Here is a 14,993-nt window from a genome sequence, read left to right as displayed (position 1 = left end):
TGTACGGAGCGTGCGCAAGCCCACGCGGCCTTCGCCGATTTGGCCGAAAATAGACCCCGCCCTTCCTGAGTGATCAACGCTCCTACCATGGGAATTGAGGGCGCGAAGGGCGTTCTGGGGGAGCGTACGGGGGGCGCATTCACGTCGCAGTTCCCTTGCTCCCCCCGGCGGTTCGCCTCGTCCGCGGCATCCGCGCGCACCTTCTCCTGCGACAACTCCGCGAAGCCCGCCGGGGATCAAAGGCAGCCCCGCCGTCCCTACGAAGCGCGTCGTTCATGGCAGCATGGGGACCCGGTTCGTACCGTGCATGGTTGTCCACAGCCTGTGGAGGCGTCGATGCGGTGGTTGGTGGGATGGAGCAGCACCGCCTCCGGTGCCGCCACGATCGGCTCCGCCGGCGCCCTGGGATACGACGGCGAGACCGTCCACCCCGTCGGCTCCATGCTGCTGTGGGGCGACCCGGACCCGCTCTGGGCGGTCGGCGACTGGCGCCCCGACGAGGTTCGGGTGATCAGGGCCGACGCGCAGAACCGCATCGCCGTCCTCGGCACCTGCGGCGCCACCGACGAGGAGCTGCGTCTCGGCCTCTTCACGGCGCGCGGGGGCGCACTCCGGCACCTGACCGCCTGGCCCGGCAGCTACACGGCCGTCGTCCAGGTCGGCCGCCGGATCACCGTCTGCGGCGACCTCGCGGGCGCCCGCCCGGTCTTCCACAGCTCCTGGGCCGGTGGTACGGCCTACGCCACGGCCGCGCTGCCGCTCGCCGACCTCATCGAGGCCAACCTCGACTACGGCCACCTCGCCGCGCTGCTCGCCGCCCCCGACGTACCGGCCGCGCTGCACGACTCCACGCCCTACGAGGGCGTACGGCGCATTCCGCCGGGGCACGCGCTGATCCTGCGCGCCGGGGCGCGCGAGGTCGCCGGGTACGAGCAGGTCGCCTCGCTGGCCGTCGCGGCACCCTCCGCCGATCCCGACAGCGCGGTGGACGCGGTACGGGACGCGCTCGTAGAAGCCGTACGCGCGCGGCTGTCGGCGCCCCGGCACGTCCCGGACATCGACCCCGGTCCGGTCCCCGGAATGGGCCCCGCCGAGCGGCGGGCGGCCCGCGGGATGCCGGTGCCGGGCATCGGCGCGGACCTGTCCGGCGGACCGGCGTCGGGGACCCTCGCGCTGCTCGCCGCCGGGCTGCCCGGCATGCCGGGCACCGTGCTCGGCCACGGCACGGGCGCCGGCGAACGCCTCCTCGCCGTCACCTTCAACGACCTCGCCGTCGCCGGCCGCGAGTCGGAGGTCGAACGGGCCGGAACCCTGGCGGCCAACCCGCGTCTGCGCCACGTGGTGGTGACCGGCGGCGAGGAGATCCTCCCGTACGCCGACCTGGAGGGCCCCCTCACCGACGAGCCCGGGCCGTCCCTGGTCTCCGCGGCCCGGCACCGCGCCCGGCTCGCCGCGGGCAGCGCCGACCACTTCACCGGCTACGGCGCCCGCCAGGTCCTGGACGCGCACCCCGCCCGCCTCGCCGACCTCCTGATGGACCGCAAGCGGCGCCACCTGGTCCGCCCGGTGGCCGCGCTGGCCAAGGCCGACGGCTCGGTGATGGTCCCCGCGCGCGTGTACGGCGCGGCGCGCAAACTCGCGCGTACGCCGTACCGGGCGGGCGTCGAGTCCCTGGCCGAGCGCCTGCTCAGACGCCGCTTCGATGACCCCGGGGGCGCCGTCGGGGCGTCCCTGGCGGCGCTCACCTGGGCCAGACCCGGCCCCGCGGCGCGCTGGCTGACGGGTGAGGCCCTGGCAGAAGTATCGGTTCTGCTCCAGGGCTCGGCGAACCGCTCCGGCGTCGGCCCCGGGCAACGCCCCGGAGACTACCGCGCGCGTGCGGTGCTGGCCCGTCACGCGGCCGACATCCGGGTGCTGGAACAGGCCGCCGAGATCCGCTCCCAGCGGCTGCACGCGCCCTTCCTCGACAACCAGGTGGTCCGCGCCTGCCGCGCCCTGCCCGAAGCCCTGCGCGTCCGGCCGGGCGCCCGCGCGGCCATCCTCCGCACGGTTCTGGAGGGCGCCGGCGTCACCGACCTGCCGCCGGGCTGGGGCGCCCCCTCGCACGCGTCCTCCGCGGCGGCCACCCGAACCGGGCTGCGCGTGGCGGTCGACGAGCTGATCGACCTCTTCTCCACACCGTTGCTGGCGCAGGCGGGGCTGGTGGAGGCGCGGGTGGTCCGCAAGGCGCTGCGCGCGGCGGCGGCGGGCGAGCCGCTGCCGCTGGACGGGCTGGCCGACCTGGTCTCCCTGGAGCTGTGGCTGCGCCGGCTCCTCTCCCGCCGGGGCACCTGCTGGACCGGCACCCCGGCACGCGCGCGTGCGGTGCCCGCGGGGATCCGGCCGATGCGGGGGGCGCTGGCCTCGGGGGCGTGACCCTGCGGGGCGGGGCGGGGCGTCGGGACGCGGTGGGGTCGGCCGTTGTCCGACTGCGGGCGGGTGGAGGCCGGTCGCGCCCGCGCGGTGGCAGCCGCACATCGGATACAGCCCCGCGCTCCTTACCGGGCTGCTCAGCCGCGGGCAGCCGTGCCTCCCCCCGGTGCCTTGAGGACCTGGGAGGTTCCCCCCGGGGCGGCATGGGCGGGCACGACGGCACTCCGGTGCGCCGGTGAGCGTCCCCACCCCCGGGCGGCCTCTCGACACCCCGCATTCGAAACTCCGTGCCCCGGCTGCCCACCCCGGTGACAATGACCCGGTGCGGTACCGAATCCTGGGCGTGGCCCGAGCCAGCGACGACCAGGGGGTGCCCATACCCGTCGGCGGCCCCCGTCTCCGGGCCCTGCTCACCGCCCTCGCCCTGCATCCCGGCCGCAGCCTCACCCCGGAAACCCTCATCGGGGAGATCTGGGCGGCTGACGAGACCCCGCCCCAGGACGCCCCCGCCGCCCTCCAGGCCCTCGTCGGACGCCTGCGCAGGGCGCTGGGCAGGGACAGCGTCGTCTCCACCCCCGGTGGCTACCGGCTGGCCGCCACCGAGGACGACATCGACCTGCACGTCTTCGAGCGGCGGGTACGCGAGGGCACGCAAGCCCTGGCGACAGGCGACCCCGCGACGGCCCACCGCGTCCTCACCGAGGCCCTCGCCCTCTGGTACGGGCCCGCCCTCGCCGACCTCCCGGACCGCGCGACGGCGGCCGCCCGGCCCGAGGCGCTCCGCCTGGACGCCACCAGGGCCCGCGCCGACGCCGCCCTCGCCCTCGGCCGTGCCCTCGACGTCGTACCGGAGCTGACCGAGCTGACCACGGCCCACCCGTACGACGAACCGCTGCACGCACTCCTCGTCCGTGCGCTGCGCGACACCGGCCGCCCGGCCGACGCCCTCGCCGCCTACGAGACCGCCCGCCGCACCCTCGCCGACGGCCTCGGTACCGACCCCGGACAGGAACTGCGGGCCCTGCACGCGTCGTTGCTGACGCAGGAGCCCACCCTGCTCCCCGCACCCCCGCCACGCACCGGCAACCTCCGTCCACGCCTCACCTCTTTCGTGGGCCGGGAACCCGAACTGGAAGCCATTCGTTCCGAATTGCACAGGTCCCGCCTCGTCACCCTCACCGGACCGGGCGGCTCCGGAAAGACCCGTCTCGCCGAGGAGGCCGCCGTCCGGCTCCCGGAGGCCTGGCTGGTCGAGCTCGCCCCGCTCGACCGGCCGGAGGCGGTGCCGGGCGCGGTGGTCAGCGCGCTCGGTCTGCGCGAGACCGTGCTCATGACCAACGAACTGGCGACCCCGGGGACCGACCCCACAGCCCTGCTCGTCGAGTACTGCGCCCGGCGCAGCCAGCTCCTGATCCTTGACAACTGCGAACACGTCATCGAAGCGGCGGCCGCCCTCGCCGAGACCCTGCTCACCCGCTGCCCGGGGCTCACGATCCTCGCCACCAGCCGGGAACCCCTGGGCGTCCCGGGTGAGTCGGTGCGCCCGGTCGAGCCCCTCGCCCCCGAGCAGGCGCACCGCCTCTTCGAGGAGCGCGCCGCCACCGTCCGCCCCGGCACCGGCGCCGAGCCGGGATACGCGGCGGCGGTCGGCGAGATCTGCCGGCGCCTGGACGGACTGCCGCTCGCCATCGAGCTCGCGGCGGCCAGGCTGCGGCTGCTGACGCCGCGGCAGATCGCGGACCGCCTCGACGACCGCTTCCGGCTGCTCACCTCCGGCAGCCGCACCGTCCTGCCCCGCCAGCAGACGCTGCGCGCGGTCGTCGACTGGTCCTGGGACCTGCTCGACGAGCGGGAGCGGACGGTCCTGTGCGAGGCGTCCGTCTTCTCCGGCGGCTGGGACCTCGCGGCGGCGGAGGCCGTGTGCACCGGACCCGCGGCGGACCTGATCGGGGCTCTCGTCGACAAGTCCCTGATCGTCGCCACCCCGGACGTCCCGCAGGTGCCCGACGGCACCGTCGGCGGCAGCGGCACCGGAGGCATGCGCTACCGCATGCTGGAGACCATCCACGAGTACGCCGTCGAACGGGCCGCGGAACGGCCCGGACTGCGCGCCGCGGCGGAGCGGCGGCACCGGGCGTGGGTGCGCGCGCTGGTGGCGGAGGCGGAGCCGAAACTCCGCTCCGCGGAGCAACTCCCGTGGATCCGTCGTCTGGAGACCGACCTGGACAACATCCGCGCCGCCCTCGCCCGCGCGGTGCGCGCCGGCGACGAGGCGGAGGCGGGCGCGATCGTCTTGGCCGTCTGCTGGTTCTGGTGGCTGCGCAACTACCGCCAGGAGGCGATGGCCTCCGTGCGGGCGGTGCTGTGCCTCGGCGTCGCCCGGGACGCCCTGCCGAAGGACGCGGGACCGGACGAGCTGCGGGCGTTCGCCGACTCGGCCGACCCGATCGGCGCCCTGCTGGCCACCCCCGAGGGCGCCGAGGCCGGACATCCGCTGTGCGGGCTGCGCATGGACCTGCGGCTGTTCCACCTCTTCCTGATGTCCGAGTCCGACTCCGCGGACTTCCTGACGGACGAGCGCCTCCGGCCGTACCTCGCCCGGGTACGGGCCGCCTACGAGCCCGGCGGCCCCCCGGCCGCGCGGCTGCCCGGCCTCATCTGGCCGCTGACGGCCTGGTTCCTGGGCGGCCCGGTGGACGTCGGCCCCGACATGGCCGCCGTCGTCGCCAACTGCCGGGTCCACGGCGGGGACTGGGAGGTCGGGGTCACGCTGATGTACCGCGTCCATGTCCGGGTCGACTCACCGGGCAATCTGCGGGGCATCGACGAGGAACTGGCCGAGTTGCGGACCCTCAGCCGGCGGGCCGGGGACCGCTGGATGCGGGCGCAGGTGTGCAGCGCGGCGGGCGAGGCCGACATGGCGCGCGGCCGGTTCGGCCAGGCGGCGGTCGAGTACGAGGAGGCGCTGCGGCTCGCCCACGAGGTGGGCGCGTACGCCGAGACGCCGTTCCTGCTGGCGCGGCTCGCCGAGATCGCCTTCCGGGCCGGCGACCCGGCGGGTGCCCACACCGCCCTGGACCGGGCGGCCGAGGCCGCCGAACGGTACGGGGTGGCCGAGACGAAGGCGTACGTGGCGTTGCTGCGGACACAGCTCGCTCACCACGACGGGGACCTGCCCACGGCGCTCGAGCACTACGCGGTCGCCCGCACGGCCACCGCTCAGGGCACCCCGCCCCCGCAGTTCACAGCGGCGTTCCGAGGGGTGGAGGCCCTGCTCGTGGCGAGGGAGGACGGTCCGGCCCGGGGGCTGCCGATCGTGGCCGACGCGCTGCGCGAGGCGACGGCACAGCGGTGCGCCGAGGTCATCACGGCCGCCCTCGCGGACATCGCCGCCGATCTGCTGGCCCGGCTCGGCGATCTGGCCCGCGCGGTACGGCTGTTCGCGGCGGCCGACCACTGGCGCGACGGGTGCCCCCGGCCGGAACCGGAGCGCGGCCGCGCCGAGGAGGTCGACGCGGCCGCCCGCACGGCGCTGACCCCACGGCGCTGCGCGGCCGAGCGCTCGCGCGGTGCGTCCCTCACCGTGGAGGGCGTCCTGCACGAGCTGGACAGGATCCCGACGGGCGCTAGCGGCAGCTGAACTCGGACTCGGCCCAGTCGGCGAGCGTGAGCGGGTCGAAGGCGCCGTTCCGTGGCTCGACCACCAGGCGCACGGTGCGGCGCCCCGTGAGGTTCACGTGGACGGGGACGGCTGCCTGGCCGCCCTCGACCGTGCCGGACCGCCACAGCCGCTCCCCGTCCCCGTAGACGGCGAAGGCGACCTTGCCGAGGCCGAGGGCCAGGTCGTCGACGCCGGCCATCGCGTCGAAGGCGGTGCACTGCCGGTTCAGGTCGATGGTGACGGAGGAGGAGCCGTGCACGGTGACGCCGTGCGCGTACTCCCTGCCGGCGACCGTCACGCCGTAGCGCTGCCACACCCAGCTGCTCTCGCCGAGCCGCATCTCGGGCCGGGTGCCGTCGCCGGTGACGTCGAAGCGCAACTCGCTCCACTGGTAGACGACCGGGGCGGGCGGCGGCGTGGGCGCCCGGGTGGGGGTGGGAGTCGGTCGCGGGCTGGGTGTGGGAGCCGGAGTGGGGGTCGGGGTGGGGGTCGGTTTCGGCTTCGGGCTCGGGCGCGGACCCGGTGTGGGAGCCGAGGTCGGTGTGGGAGCCGGGGTCGGGGTGGGGGTCGGCTCGGGGGCGAGGACCACGGGCTCGGGTGCGGGCTTCTGCCGGGGCGGGGCGGGGGCCGGGGAGGCGGGCCGGACGACCGGCACGGACGGGGTGGGGCGGGCGATCTCCTTCACCGGGTGGCCGTCGTTCGTCAGGGCGAGGGCGACCGCGGCGACCGCCGCGGCGACCACGCCGGCGGCGACACCGGCCTTCACCGGCGCCCCCAGGCCCTCCGAGGCCGCGGCCCCGCCGCCCGCTCCGCCGCCGGACGAGCCGCTCGCCGCGGCGGCCGCACCCGCGGCCCCGGCTCCGGCGCCACCGGCGACGATCCCGAGCGCCTTGGCGTACCCGGCGGCCCCGAACCAGCCGATGACCGCGACCGGTACGACGGCCGGGATGCCGGAGGCGACCTCCTCGATCTGGACGGCGGCCAGCCGGCACCGGGCGCACTCCTCCAGGTGCTTGCGCAGCCCCCGCTCCGCGCGGATGCGCAGCTTTCCGCGGGCGTAGCCGCCGAGTTGGTCGGCGTAGCGGGCGCACTCCTCGTCGTCGGTGAGGGCGGCGCTGACATGGGCCTGGAGGTAGGCCTGCTTCAGGCCTTCGCGGGCCCGGCTGGCGAGCACCCGGGTGCCGTTGGCGTCGAGTCCGAAGAGGGTGGCCACCTCGCTCGGTGACTCGTCCTCGACCTCGGTGTGCCACAGCACGGCCTGCCAGCGCTCGGGCAGCGAACGGAAGGCCCGCATGGCCATCGACTGCTCGGCCTCGTGCATCGCGCGGACGTCGGCGCCTGGGTCGAGCGCGTCGCCGTCGGACACCGCGGAACCGTGCGAGGCCTGCGCCGCGAACACCGCGAAGTCGTCGACGAGCTGCTCACGCCGGGCCGACCTGGTCCACTGGGCCGCGACCCGCCGTACGGAGGTGAGCAGATAGGCGCGCACGGCGTGTCCGGGCCCGTGCCCGCCGCGCACCGCCTGCAGCATCCGCGCGAACACCTCGGCGGTCAGGTCCTCGGCGGTGTGGCCGTCCCGGCAGCAGCCGCGCGCGTACCGCCGTACCGCGTCGGCGTGCCGCCGGTACAGCTCCGCGTACGCCGCGTCGTCGCCGGCCCGCATCCGCTCGATCAGCAGGCCGTCGGCGGGCGGCAGCTCCCGGAGCGGGGGCAGCGCACTCCCCCCACGCTGTGCCGGAACGTTCCCCTCCGGCGATGGCCCGGGGGGCGGCGCGGCGGACCTGCCGCCCTGGCTGGGCACCTGGGGCACGGCCGTCTCGCCCCCGACGGACGCGTCGTCCCACCCGTCAACGCTCATCGCGGACGCCCCCGATACCAGCCCGAACCGACCGATTCACCGGGTCAGACTCCCACACGGGCGTTCGTCCCGGCCGCTGAGGAACGGACGCACCACTCGTCCGAGCGCACTTGCCGACGCGACGCACCGACGATCCCCCCTGAGGGGAGACCGACGACGACCGCGCCGTGAAGGGATGCGGGGCGGCGACCGATGCGACGTGGGGCGGTGACCGATGGGTGGCCACCGCCGCGCGGGCGCACCGTCAGGACCGCGACCGCAATCCCTCCAGCAGGATGTCCAGCAACCGGGCCGAGGCCGCCGCCTGCTGGGCTGCGTCCGGCAGGGACGGCGCCGCCGTGGCGATCACCAGCAGCACGTCGGAGACGGACACGTCCGGCCGCAACTCACCGGCCGCCCGCGCCCGGTCCACCAGCCGTCCCACCACGTCGAGCAGCGCCGCGGCGCCCGCGTCGTCGGCCACCGGCTCCTCCGCCACCAGCCGCAGGTCCGCGGCCCCCGGCTGGGTCCGCTGCTGCGGCACCCGGGTCTCCTCGGCGCCGGCGCCCGCGCTCAGGCCGCCGACCTCCTCCGGCACCCCGACCCGCAGCACCTGCGGTGGCAGCAGCCGCCCCGCGCCCGATGCCACCGACGTGCGCAGGAAGCGCGCCAGCGCCGACCACGGCTCGTCCTCCTGTCCGAGGGCGGCCCGCGCCTGGTCGGTCAGCCGGGAGGTCTCCTCCTCGGCTATGCGTCGGACCAGCACGTCCTTGCTCGGGAAGCGCCGGTACACCGTGCCGACCCCGACCCGTGCCCGCCGCGCCACGTCCTCCATCGGCGCGCCGTAGCCCAGTTCGCCGAAGACCTCGCGCGCGGCCCGCAGCACGTGTTCCAGGTTGCGCTGTGCGTCGACCCGCAGCGGCGTCGTACGCGGCCCGTCACCGCGTGCGTTGCCCGCCGCCGCGCTCACCGTGCCGCCGCCGGACGCGAGGGCGGAAGCCGATGACCAATGTGTGTCCTGAACATGCATCTGTGTTCCCCCGGTTAATGACGTCTCCCCCCGGAGACTCTCCCCGCACTGATAGCCGGAGCGAGCGGAACCGACGCTGGGCGGACCGCCCGTCGTGGGCCGTTCGGCCACTTTCCCCACACCCCGTCGACACACGAACATAGTTGAGAGGCTGTCAATTCAGAAGGGGGATGTTCCGCACGGAGCGCCCCCCGATCGGAGTACGCGTCGCCTACGTCCCGATTCGGTGTCTTCGCGCCCCCTCGCCCGCCCCCACTGACCTGGCCCCTTTCGTCCGGTGCGGAAAGCGCACCCGACGCCCCGCACAGCCGCCCGCCGGTCACACAAATTGCCGGGGCTGTGGACAAACAAGAGTCACGGGTGCGTCATGGGATGGTGAAGGAACGTGCGCGCATTCTCGTTGTCGGCGGCGGCTACGTCGGGATGTACACGGCCCTGCGGCTGCAACGGAAACTGAAGCGGGAGCTCAGCCGGGGCGAGGTCGACATCACTGTCGTCGCTCCCGACCCCTACATGACGTATCAGCCGTTTCTCCCCGAGGCGGCCGCGGGTTCGATTTCCCCTCGTCATGTCGTCGTACCCCTGCGGCGCGTCCTGGACCGGTGCCATGTCGTCATCGGCGAGGTGACGTCCGTCGAACACGCCGCGCGGACCGCCGCCGTCACCACGCTCGCCACCGCGGAGGAGCGAAAAGGCGCCACTTTTCTGCAGTACGACGAACTGGTGCTCGCCCCCGGCTCCGTCGCGCGCACGCTGCCCATCCCCGGCCTCGCCGAGCACGGCATCGGCTTCAAGACCGTCGAGGAGGCCATCGGCCTGCGCAACCACGTCATCGAGCAGATGGACATCGCCTCGTCCACCCGCGACCCCGCGGTCCGCGACGCCGCCCTCACCTTCGTCTTCGTCGGCGGCGGCTACGCGGGCGTGGAGGCACTCGGCGAACTGGAGGACATGGCCCGCTACACCGCGCGGTACTACCACAACATCCAGCCCGAGGACATGAAATGGATCCTGGTCGAGGCCACCGACCGGATCCTCCCCGAGGTCGGCCACGAACTCGGCCGCTACACCGTCACCGAACTGCGCCGCCGCAACATCCAGGTCCTGCTCGACACCCGCCTGGAATCCTGCGCCGACCGCGTCGCCGTCCTCAGCGACGGCCAGCGCCTCCCGACCCGCACACTCGTCTGGACGGCCGGCGTCAAACCGAACCCCCTGCTCGCCGCCACCGATCTGCCCCGCACCCCGCGCGGGCGGCTGAAATGCACCGCCGAGCTGACGATCGACGGTGTCGACCACGCATGGGCCGCGGGCGACGCCGCCGCCGTCCCCGACGTCACCGCCGCCGAACCCGGCGCCGAGACCGCCCCCAACGCCCAGCACGCGGTCCGCCAGGCCAGGGTCCTCGGCGACAACATCGCGCACGCCCTGCGCGGTGAACCCCTCGACACCTACGAGCACGCCTACGTCGGCTCCGTCGCCTCCCTCGGCCTGCACAAGGGCGTCGCCCAGGTCTACGGGCGCAAGCTGAAGGGCTACCCTGCCTGGTTCATGCACCGCGTCTACCACCTGAGCAGGGTGCCCACCATGAACCGCAAGGCCCGCGTGCTCGCCGAATGGACCCTCTCCGGACTCTTCAAACGGGAGATCGTCTCGCTCGGATCACTCGAACATCCCCGAGCGGAGTTCGAACTCGCGGCCGGTGGAAAGCCTCCTCACAGCCCCTCCGACGACTCGAACGGGTCGTCCTGACGGGAACGAGGAACTCCACGGGCCGCCCCGGCGTCTGACGGATGTCGCCGCCGACGGCCACCCTGCCAGACTGCCCCGCGACCGAGCACAAGGCTCCTCCCCAGAACTGCACCGGGGGACCTCCCCCGGACTCCCCGGCCGCTCCCGTCAGCCGGCCGGAGACGACGACACGAGGCAAGGATTCGTGAACTTCACGCGCTGGAGCGCCCGGCTCCCCGGAACGCAGCGCCGCGCCGCAGCGCGGACCGAGCACGCGGTCCCCCCGGACCGACGAGGAGAAGGCTCCGTGCCGGCTGCCCGCGCCGAACAACTGACCGACGACCCGCCCGGTGTGCCCGCCGTCGACGAACTGCCCGCCCGCGACGTCCTCGACCACGTCCCGGCCCTGGTCGCCCTCGTCCACGGCCCCGACCACCACATCGCCTACGTCAACGACGCCTACACGGCGGCCTTCGGCGCGAGACCCCCGGGCGCCCCGGCCCGCGAGGCCCTCCCCGAACTCGCCGAAATCGGTCTCCTCCCGCTCCTCGACCAGGTGCTGCGCAGCGGCAAGCCCCGCACCCTCAAGTCCCGCAAGGCCCTCGACGGCCGCACCTACACGTTCACCTGCACCCCCGTCGCCGAGAACGACGACCGCGACGGCGGAGTCCTGCTCTTCGCCACCGACGTCACCGACCACGCGGAGGCGGCGGAGCGACTGCGCGCCAGCGAACGCAGCCAGCGCGAGACGGCCGTGACCCTCCAGCGCAGCCTGCTCCCCCAGGAACTGGAACAGCCGGACGACCTGCGCATCGCGGCCACCTACCAGCCCGGCGGCACCGAAGCCGCGGTCGGCGGCGACTGGTACGACGTCATCACCCTCGGCGGCGGCCGTACGGCCCTCGTCATCGGCGACGTCATGGGCCGCGGCGTCCGCGCGGCGGCCGTGATGGGCCAGCTCCGTACGGCCGTCCGGGCCTACGCCCGCCTGGACCTGCCCCCGCACGAGGTGCTCCAGCTCCTCGACGGCCTCGCCACCGAGATCGACCCCAACCAGATCGCGACCTGCGTCTACGCCGTCCACGACCCGAACGAGGGCAGGCTGGTGTACGCCTCCGCCGGCCACCTCCCGATCCTCGTCCGCGACGAGAACGGGTCCGTGCTGCGCACCGACGAGCCGACCGGCCCGCCGCTGGGCACCGGTGGCTGGGTGCACACGTCGGGCTCGGTGCCGCTGGGCCCCGGTTCCACCGCCGTCCTCTACACGGACGGCCTGGTGGAACGCCGCAACGAGGACCTGGACGAGGGGATCGCGGCGCTGGAACGCGCGCTGGCGGGGGCCACCGGCGCCCCGGGGGTCGTCTGCGACCGCCTGGTCCGCTCCGCCGGCGTCACGGCCGGCCACGACGACGACGTCGCCGTCCTGGTCCTCCAGCACCCGGCCCGCACCGGCCCGGACGGCGAGTTGTTCCGCAACGCCGCGCTGGACCTCCTCGGCGGGATCGAGGCGGCGCCCCGTGCGCGGGCGTTCGCCTCGGGCGTGCTGACCAGCTGGCGCTTCCCGGCCGACCTTCACGACCTGGGCGTCCTCGCCACCAGCGAACTGGTCGCCAACTCCCTCCAGCACGGCACCCCGCCCATGCGGCTGCGGCTCCGCCGCACCGACCGCCGACTGATCATCGAGGTGACGGACGGCGACGACCACCTGCCGCGGCGCCGCCGCGCGGAACCGGGGGACGAGTCGGGGCGGGGGATCGCGATCGTCGCGACGATCGCGACCGGCTGGGGGTCTCGGCGGACGCCCGGAGGCGGGAAGGCGGTGTGGTGCGAGTTCGTACTGCCGAAGGGGTAGCGCCGTAGGGGTGCGGCCCTTACGCGGACACGGACTCCGAAGCTGCGCCGCCCCGTGCCACGACCCTGCTCCTCGCGGCGAGCCAAGGGTGATCCTGGGCCGTCGTCAGCCTCTTGCCGAGCCGTATCGCCAGCACACTGATCCCCAGGGAGAACAGCAGGAACGTCGCGATGTACGGCGTCGGCAGCGAGGCCCCCAGCGGGCCTCCCACTGCCGGGCCGACCGCCAGGGCGAGCTGCTTCACCAGGGCGAACGCCGAGTTGTACTGGCCGGCCATCCCGGTCGGCGCGAGGTCGGCCACCAGCGGCGCCACCGTCGGCGACAGCATGGCCTCACCCAGCCCGAACAGCGCGTACGTCGACACGAAGGCGGCCGTCGCCATCTCCTGACTGCCGTGCCCCAGCCCCGCGTACCCGGCCACGACCCACGCCACGGCCCAGATCAGCCCGACCCCGGCGATCACCCGCGACCGCCGCCGACGCTCGACGAACTTGAGCACGGCGAACTGGGCGACGACGATCATCAAGGTGTTCGCGGCCAGCGCGGTCCCCAGTGCCGACGTCGATATCCCGGCGGCCTCGACGCCGTACGCGCTCAGTCCGGACTCGAACTGTCCGTAGCACGCGAAGAACAGCACGAAGCCCAGCACGGACAGCTGCACCATGGCCCGGTTCTCCAGCAGCTGCCGCCAGCCGCCCTTGGCGGAGACGGCCGGAGCGTCCGCGATCCGCGGCGCGTGGGGCGTGCGCACCGTCGACATCACCACGGCCAGCAACAGGAACATCGCCGCCTCGATCGCGAACAGCAGCGTGAACGACGAGACGCGGGTCGTGTCGACGAGGTGCCCGCCGATGAGACCACCGACGCCCAGCCCCAGGTTCTGGAGGAAGAACTGGGTCGCGAAGGCACGCGACCTCGTCTCCGCCGCCGAGCAGTCCACGATCATCGTCGCCAGGGCGGGCTGCATGACCGCCTGTCCCGCCCCGAGCAGCGCGGCGGCACCCAGCACGGCCGGCGCGTTCCCCGCCAGACCCAGGCTCAGCGCTCCGACAGCGGCCGTGACCAGGGTGGCGAGCAGGACCGGAAGGGGACCGCGCCGCACGATCGCCCGACCGGCGAGCGGCAGCACGACCAGCGCGGCCACGGCGAAGACGGCCAGCACCAGCCCCGCCGTCATGGCACCGAGTCCCCGCACCTGCGCCACATAGACGTACAGGTAGGGGACGGTGAAGCCGAGCCCGAACGCGCTGAGTGCGTTGCCCACGTGGATCCGGCGCATCGCTGCGCCCATCGCCCTGGTCACGTTCACCTCTCTCAAGTAGTTGAGTCGACGGACTGATGAAGTCTGAAGACTTAGAAGCTAAAGTTCGAAGCTAAAGACTACATCCCGAAGGACTTCGATGCCAAGCCTGGCCGTGCGATACTGCGGCCATGGCCGAGACCCCCGGCGCCGCCGAGCCGACACTCGACGAACAGATCGCCGCCTACCAGCGCGAGTTCCAGGACCTCGACCCACAGGTCGAGCAGGTCGTCTCGGCGCTCTCCCGGCTCAACCGCCGGATGAACGTGGCCTATGGCCGCCAGACCGCCGCCCTCGGCATCAGCAACGCGGAGTGGGAGGTCCTCAAGGCCCTCGTCCTCTCCGGTGCCCCCTACCGCATGGGCCCCAGCGACCTGGCCAAGCGCCTCGGCCTGACCCCGGCCGCGATGACGCACCGAATCGATCGCATGGTCACCGAGGGCCTCGTCACCCGGGAGCGGGACGAGAACAACCGCGTTCGGGTGATCGTCGAGCTGACTCCCGAGGGTCGCGAGAAGTGGCTGGAGGCGATGCGCCTCGCCACCGTCTTCGAGGAGGACCTGCTCCAGGACCTCTCCACGGCGGAGCGCGCGGTGCTCGGCGAGGTCCTGATCAGGCTGCTGCGCCGCGTGGAGCACGCCCAGCCCGACGCCGGCGGCCGACTCACGGACCTCGACTAAAAGATCTTGACAGAGGGTGCTTGACACGCCCCTGGCCGATCCGTAGAGTTCTTCGGGTTGCCGCAGAGCCGGAACGGTTCTTCGACAGCACCTCAGCCGCCCCGAGCGGCACCACAAACCACAGCACGATCTCCTGACGGGGTTGTTTTCGGCGTGCCCGAATTCAATTCGAAAATGGGTCGGCGGCCCGATTGGGAATCGCCGAGCGGATCCGCTAAGGTTTGAGACGTCGGAACGGCCCAACAGCCCGGATGACAAACCCCGCTGACTGGGAATCAGGGCCGAAAGGATCTGATAGAGTCGGAACCGCCGGAAAGGGAAACGCGAGAGCGGGAACCTGGAAAGCACCGAGGAAATCGGATCGGAAAAAGATCTGATAGAGTCGGAAACGCAAGACCGAAGGGAAGCCCGGAGGAAAGCCCGAGAGGGTGAGTACAAAGGAAGCGACCGTTCCTTGAGAACTCAACAGCGTGCCAAAAGTCAACGCCAG

Annotated in this window: 9 protein-coding genes; 5 read left to right on the top strand and 4 right to left on the bottom strand. The window is 73.7% G+C overall.

Going from position 1 to position 14,993, the window contains the following annotated elements; genetic code table 11:
• Nucleotides 1-336: 336 nt before the first annotated feature.
• Together AB0958_RS09550 and AB0958_RS09545 are read left to right on the top strand one after the other, a co-directional pair.
• Complete coding sequence (locus tag AB0958_RS09550; protein ID WP_366889786.1) at nucleotides 337-2,415, top strand: asparagine synthase-related protein; 2,079 nt, start codon at nucleotides 337-339, stop codon at nucleotides 2,413-2,415.
• 319 nt (nucleotides 2,416-2,734) lie between these two features.
• Entirely contained in the window at nucleotides 2,735-6,052 is a 3,318-nt protein-coding gene (locus AB0958_RS09545) for a BTAD domain-containing putative transcriptional regulator (RefSeq protein WP_366889785.1), read from the top strand.
• Here AB0958_RS09545 and AB0958_RS09540 read toward each other — a convergent pair.
• Together AB0958_RS09540 and AB0958_RS09535 are read right to left on the bottom strand one after the other, a co-directional pair.
• Nucleotides 6,039-7,931, bottom strand: coding sequence for a sigma-70 family RNA polymerase sigma factor (locus AB0958_RS09540; RefSeq protein WP_366889784.1), 1,893 nt, complete (start codon nucleotides 7,929-7,931; stop codon nucleotides 6,039-6,041). The genes AB0958_RS09545 and AB0958_RS09540 overlap by 14 nt on opposite strands.
• 244 nt (nucleotides 7,932-8,175) lie before the next feature.
• Nucleotides 8,176-8,940, bottom strand: coding sequence for a helix-turn-helix domain-containing protein (locus tag AB0958_RS09535; protein ID WP_366889783.1), 765 nt, complete (start codon nucleotides 8,938-8,940; stop codon nucleotides 8,176-8,178).
• A gap of 372 nt (nucleotides 8,941-9,312) precedes the next feature.
• Here AB0958_RS09535 and AB0958_RS09530 point away from each other — a divergent pair, with 372 nt between their 5' ends.
• On the top strand, nucleotides 9,313-10,692 hold the full coding sequence (locus AB0958_RS09530) for an NAD(P)/FAD-dependent oxidoreductase (RefSeq protein WP_366889782.1): 1,380 nt from the start codon (nucleotides 9,313-9,315) through the stop codon (nucleotides 10,690-10,692).
• Between the two features lie 184 nt (nucleotides 10,693-10,876).
• The gene (locus AB0958_RS09525) at nucleotides 10,877-12,523 is read left to right on the top strand and encodes a SpoIIE family protein phosphatase (protein ID WP_366889781.1); all 1,647 of its coding nucleotides are present in this window, start codon (nucleotides 10,877-10,879) and stop codon (nucleotides 12,521-12,523) included.
• 19 nt (nucleotides 12,524-12,542) lie between these two features.
• Here AB0958_RS09525 and AB0958_RS09520 read toward each other — a convergent pair whose 3' ends face one another.
• Complete coding sequence (locus tag AB0958_RS09520) at nucleotides 12,543-13,814, bottom strand: MFS transporter (RefSeq protein ID WP_366889915.1); 1,272 nt, start codon at nucleotides 13,812-13,814, stop codon at nucleotides 12,543-12,545.
• 140 nt (nucleotides 13,815-13,954) lie between these two features.
• Between AB0958_RS09520 and AB0958_RS09515 the strand changes: the two genes are divergently transcribed.
• Nucleotides 13,955-14,503 (top strand): MarR family transcriptional regulator, encoded by a 549-nt coding sequence (locus tag AB0958_RS09515; RefSeq protein ID WP_366889780.1) that lies wholly within the window; start codon nucleotides 13,955-13,957, stop codon nucleotides 14,501-14,503.
• 214 nt (nucleotides 14,504-14,717) lie between these two features.
• Here the strand turns inward: AB0958_RS09515 and AB0958_RS09510 are convergent.
• Nucleotides 14,718-14,993 (bottom strand): hypothetical protein (locus AB0958_RS09510; RefSeq protein WP_366889779.1); only part of this gene is annotated, 276 nt, incomplete at its 5' end.

It is taken from the genome of Streptomyces sp. NPDC006655 (assembly GCF_040703965.1).
In the GTDB taxonomy this organism is placed as follows: Bacteria; Actinomycetota; Actinomycetes; order Streptomycetales; family Streptomycetaceae; genus Streptomyces.
The sequence above is the reverse complement of the archived record's forward strand: the minus strand, read 5'-3'. Positions and strand labels throughout refer to the sequence as shown.